Raw genomic sequence first — 5840 nt, 5'->3', positions numbered from 1 at the left:
AAGGGGCTGGTGGTGTGTGCTCGGTGGTGTCCTGCTCTTCCGCGTCCTGTCGGGCGTAGTACCATGGGCGCTGGGGTTCTTAGCTTCCGGGTTCGGGATGGGTCCGGGCGTGTCCTCCCCGCTATGACCACCGAGACGTTTGTGTGGGGTGTGTGGTGCGCTAGCCCACCTGGGGGGTGTTACCGGTCCACTCATTGGTGGGGGTGTCCGCCCGTCCACGGTTGGTGGTGGTGGGTGGTGGTGTCTGTAGGGTGTCTCTGTGTTGTTGTGTGTCTGTGTTGTTGTGGTGTGGTTGTTGTTGTGGTGGTGTGTGTGGGTGGGTTGGTCGTGGGCCGTATAGTGGACGCGGGTCGGGTTTGTGTGGTGGCGTGGGTGGTGTGTGTTGTGTCGGCCGGTTAGTACCAGTCAGCTTCGATCGTTACCGATCGTGCACGTCTGGCCTATCTACCCAGTGGTCTGCTGGGGGCCTTCCACACCATGGTGGTGTGTGGAGACCTGGTCTTGAAGATGGTTTCCCGCTTAGATGCTTTCAGCGGTTATCCGTATCCGAACGTGGCTAACCAGCGGTGCCCCGGGCGGGACAACTGGCGCACTAGAGGTTCGTCCGTCCCGGTCCTCTCGTACTAGGGACAGGCCTTCTCAAGTCTCCTGCGCGCGCAGAGGATAGGGACCGAACTGTCTCACGACGTTCTAAACCCAGCTCGCGTACCGCTTTAATGGGCGAACAGCCCAACCCTTGGGACCTGCTCCAGCCCCAGGATGCGACGAGCCGACATCGAGGTGCCAAACCATGCCGTCGATATGGACTCTTGGGCAGGATCAGCCTGTTATCCCCGGGGTACCTTTTATCCGTTGAGCGACGACCCATCCACACGGGATCGCCGGATCACTAGTTCCTACTTTCGTACCTGCTTGACGTGTCGGTCTCGCAGTCAAGCTCCCTTGTGCACTTGCACTCGCCACCTGGTTACCGACCAGGCTGAGGGAACCTTTGAGCGCCTCCGTTACTTTTTAGGAGGCAACCGCCCCAGTTAAACTACCCACCAGGCACTGTCCCTGACCCGGATCACGGGCCGAGGTTCAGGCGCACGCCACAGCCAGAGTGGTATCTCAACAATGACTCCACCACCACTAGCGTGGCGGTCTCACAGTCTCCCACCTATCCTGCACAAACCATGGCGGACGCCAATACCAAGCTATAGTAAAGGTCCCGGGGTCTTTCCGTCCTTCTGCGCGTAACGAGCATCTTTACTCGTAATGCAATTTCGCCGAGCCCGTGGTGGAGACAGTGGGGAAGTCGTTACGCCATTCGTGCAGGTCGGAACTTACCCGACAAGGAATTTCGCTACCTTAGGATGGTTATAGTTACCACCGCCGTTTACTGGGGCTTGAACTCACCCCTTCACCCCACGGGTGGGGTTGAGGGATCCTCTTAACCTTCCAGCACCGGGCAGGCGTCAGTCCGTATACCTCGCCTTACGGCTTCGCACGGACCTGTGTTTTTAGTAAACAGTCGCTCCCCCCTGGTCTCTGCGGCCCTCACCCCTAGCAGGCCAGCTGCTTCAAGGTCCGGGCCCCCCTTCTCCCGAAGTTACGGGGGCATTTTGCCGAGTTCCTTCACCACGGTTCACTCGTTCGCCTAGGCATACTCTGCCGGACCACCTGTGTCGGTTTCGGGTACGGGCGGCTTAGACCATCGCGTCGAGGCTTTTCTCGGCACCCCAGGATCACCCTGTTATCCCAGCAGCACACGGCTACCGGTCACCATCACGCCTCACCTGCGCCCCACGCATGAGGCTGGCCCCCGGATTTACCTAGGGACCGGGCTGCGCGCTTGAACAGGCCAAGCCATTAGGCCCGCCGGGCTACCACTGTGCGTCACCCCTGTTAACACGCTTGCCTACCAGCACGGAGGATCCCCAGACCACCAGCCACACCAGCCACACCCACCACACATGGTCAGGTGCGGCCACAATATGGGCCGGCAGCGTGGGTTAGCACCCGCGCGTCAGCATGGTCGGTCCTTCGCCGGTACGGGAATATCAACCCGTCATCCATCGACTACGCCTGTCGGCCTCGCCTTAGGTCCCGACTCACCCAGGGCGGACTAGCCTGGCCCTGGAACCCTTGGTCTCTCGGCGCTAGGGCTTCTCACCCTAGTCATCGCTACTCATGCCTGCATTCTCACTCCCGCACCGTCCACCCGCAGGTCACCCCCAGGCTTCACCCAGTGCAGGACGCTCCCCTACCACCCCCAACCCCTGCCAAACCGGTAACAACCGGCCTGAAGGGACTATGTTGGGGGTCCGCGGCTTCGGCGGTGTGCTTGAGCCCCGCTACATTGTCGGCGCACGACCACTCGACCAGTGAGCTATTACGCACTCTTTCAAGGATGGCTGCTTCTAAGCCAACCTCCTGGTTGTCTGCGCGACCGCACATCCTTTCCCACTTAGCACACGCTTAGGGGCCTTAGCCGGCGATCCGGGCTGTTTCCCTCTCGACCACGAAGCTTATCCCCCGCAGTCTCACTGCCACGCTACACACCCGCACGGCATTCGGAGTTTGGCTGACCTCAGTAACCCTGTAAGGCCCCTCAGCCACCCAGTAGCTCTACCTCCGCCGGGCAACACGCGACGCTGCACCAAAATGCATTTCGGGGAGAACCAGCTATCACGGAGTCTGATTGGCCTTTCACCCCTACCCACAGCTCATCCCCCCGGTTTTCAACCCAGGTGGGTACGGTCCTCCACGCGCTCTTACACACGCCTCAACCTGGCCATGGGTAGATCACCCCGCTTCGGGTCCATACCGCGCCACTCACAACCGCCCTGTTCAGACTCGCTTTCGCTACGACTACCCCTACCCGGGTTAACCTCGCGACACGGCAATGACTCGCAGGCTCATTCTTCAATAGGCACGCCACCACCCCCACCCCACACAAGGCAAGGCGGGAGGCTCTGACGGCTTGCAGGCGCCCGGTTTCAGGTACTCTTTCACTCCCCTCCCGGGGTACTTTTCACCATTCCCTCACGGTACTCATCCGCTATCGGTCATCAGGAAGTATTCAGGCAACCAAGTGGTCTTGGCAGACTCACACAGGATTCCACGAGCCCCGTGCTACAACGGGAGAACGCCCTACACGCACACAACCAGGTTCCGCCTACAGGGCTCTCACCCACTCCGGCCCGCCATCCCAGACGGTTCAGCTACCCAGCCACACACGCGCCCCACCCCGGCAGAGATGAGAACAGACGCACCCCAACAACCCCGCCGCCGCAGCCCCTGCCGGGTCACCACACGACAACGGTTTAGCCATCATCCGCTTTCGCTCGCCACTACTCACGGAATATCTTCTCCTACGGGTACTAAGATGTTTCACTTCCCCGCGTAACCCCCCACACCCTATCAATTCAGATGCAGGTGACACCCCATAACAAGTGCCGGGTCCCCCCATTCGGACACCCTCGGATCACAGCCCGCTAGCCGGCTCCCCGAGGCTTATCGCAGGCCACCACGTCCTTCATCGGCCCCTGATGCCAAGGCATCCACCGAACGCCCAAAAAAACAACACACAAAACCCAAACAAAAAACCACAACAAACAAACTCAACAAAAACAATCACATCACGCCACACACAACACACCCAACAACCAAGCTAACGATCACCAGGCATGCCGCGCATGAACACAATCAAATGATGCTCGCGTCCACTATACAGATCACAACCAACCCACCCACCACAACCCACACCCCTCCACACTCCAGAAGAGGCACAGGCCACGCAGGCCACAACCAGGGCGCACCGCCCCAGAACCCGACAGCATGCCCCCACCCACACACACACGCGCAGGCAGACACCCAAAGCCAACACAGCCGCACAAAACCACACGCGCGACCCCATCAACCATGGATGTGTTCTTCGCACCACCTCAGGCACAACCCCAACCCCCACGGGCTACGGCCGCCCTGACATCATTCCGCCCCTGGCATTCCCAATATTCTAAGAACTCCTTAGAAAGGAGGTGATCCAGCCGCACCTTCCGGTACGGCTACCTTGTTACGACTTCGTCCCAATCACCAGCCCCACCTTCGACCGCTCCCCATAAGGCCACGGGCTTCGGGTGTTGCCAGCTTTCATGACGTGACGGGCGGTGTGTACAAGGCCCGAGAACGTATTCACCGCAGCGCTGCTGATCTGCGATTACTAGCGACTCCAACTTCACGGTGTCGAGTTGCAGACACCGATCCGAACTGAGACCGGCTTTCAGGGATTCGCTCCGCCTCACAGCATCGCAACCCACTGTACCGGCCATTGTAGCATGCGTGAAGCCCAAGACATAAGGGGCATGATGATTTGACGTCATCCCCACCTTCCTCCGAGTTAACCCCGGCAGTCTCCCGCGAGTCCCCACCACAACGTGCTGGCAACACGAGACAAGGGTTGCGCTCGTTGCGGGACTTAACCCAACATCTCACGACACGAGCTGACGACAACCATGCACCACCTGTGAACCAGCCCAAAAAAGGGAAACCCCGTCTCCGAAGCAATCCAGCCCATGTCAAGCCTTGGTAAGGTTCTTCGCGTTGCATCGAATTAATCCGCATGCTCCGCCGCTTGTGCGGGCCCCCGTCAATTCCTTTGAGTTTTAGCCTTGCGGCCGTACTCCCCAGGCGGGGCACTTAATGCGTTAGCTACGGCGCGGAAAACCCGGAAAAGGCCCCCCACACCTAGTGCCCAACGTTTACAGCGTGGACTACCAGGGTATCTAATCCTGTTCGCTCCCCACGCTTTCGCTCCTCAGCGTCAGTAACGGCCCAGAGACCCGCCTTCGCCACCGGTGTTCCTCCTGATATCTGCGCATTCCACCGCTACACCAGGAGTTCCAGTCTCCCCTACCGCACTCAAGCCAGCCCGTACCCACCGCACGCCCCCAGCTGAGCCAGAGGATTTCACGGCAGACGCGACCAGCCGCCTACAAGCCCTTTACGCCCAATAATTCCGGACAACGCTCGCGCCCTACGTATTACCGCGGCTGCTGGCACGTAGTTAGCCGGCGCTTCATTAACCCAGCTACCGTCAACCCCACCACAAAGAGCAGGACCTTCTTCACTGGCGAAAGAGGTTCACAACCCGAAGGCCTCCATCCCTCACGCGGCGTCGCTGCATCAGGCTTGCGCCCATTGTGCAATATTCCCCACTGCTGCCTCCCGTAGGAGTCTGGGCCGTGTCTCAGTCCCAGTGTGACCGCCCACCCTCTCAGGCCGGCTACCCGTCAAAGCCTTGGCAGGCCATCACCCCACCAACAAGCTGATAGGCCGCGAGCCCATCCCCCACCAAAACAACCAAAACCGGTCGAATCTTTCCAAACCCACCCATGCGAGCAGGCCAGAACACCCCGTATTAGCCACCCTTTCAAGCGGTTATCCAGAAGTGAGGGGCAGGTTACTCACGTGTTACTCACCCGTTCGCCACTAACCCCACCCCCAAAAAAAGGGGACAAGGCCCGTTCGACTTGCATGTGTTAAGCACGCCGCCAGCGTTCGTCCTGAGCCAGGATCAAACTCTCCAAAAAAACCAAAAAACAAACCACACACCAACCCAAACAACCAAAAAAGCCACCAAGATCAGCACGCAGCCCATTCCAATAGCCCAGAAAACCAATCCAGACCCAACAATCAAAAACCCACCCCACCCCCCTCAGCCAGCCACAACACCCCCCAACCAACACAGCCAGAAGACACCACAACCAACCAAAAGAAACAAGGCAAGCCAAAAACCAAAAACAAAACAAAATGGCACAAAAAACAAACACACTATCGAGATCTCAAACAACACACCC

The 5840-nt window shown here is 59.1% G+C and carries 3 rRNA genes; all 3 read right to left on the bottom strand.

Going from position 1 to position 5840, the window contains the following annotated elements:
* Positions 1–18 precede the first annotated feature (18 nt).
* Positions 19–135, bottom strand: a 5S ribosomal RNA gene (rrf, locus tag W5W_RS0100015).
* Between the two features lie 241 nt (positions 136–376).
* Positions 377–3572: ribosomal RNA gene (locus W5W_RS0100010) — 23S ribosomal RNA — on the bottom strand.
* A gap of 443 nt (positions 3573–4015) precedes the next feature.
* Positions 4016–5573 (bottom strand): 16S ribosomal RNA (locus W5W_RS0100005).
* Together the 16S, 23S and 5S rRNA genes form the textbook arrangement of a ribosomal RNA operon.
* Positions 5574–5840: the final 267 nt, after the last annotated feature.

Origin of the sequence: Actinomyces massiliensis 4401292 (genome assembly GCF_000269805.1) — a bacterium.
In the GTDB taxonomy this organism is placed as follows: domain Bacteria; phylum Actinomycetota; class Actinomycetes; order Actinomycetales; family Actinomycetaceae; genus Actinomyces; species Actinomyces massiliensis.
This window is presented reverse-complemented; position numbering and strand designations above follow the sequence as displayed.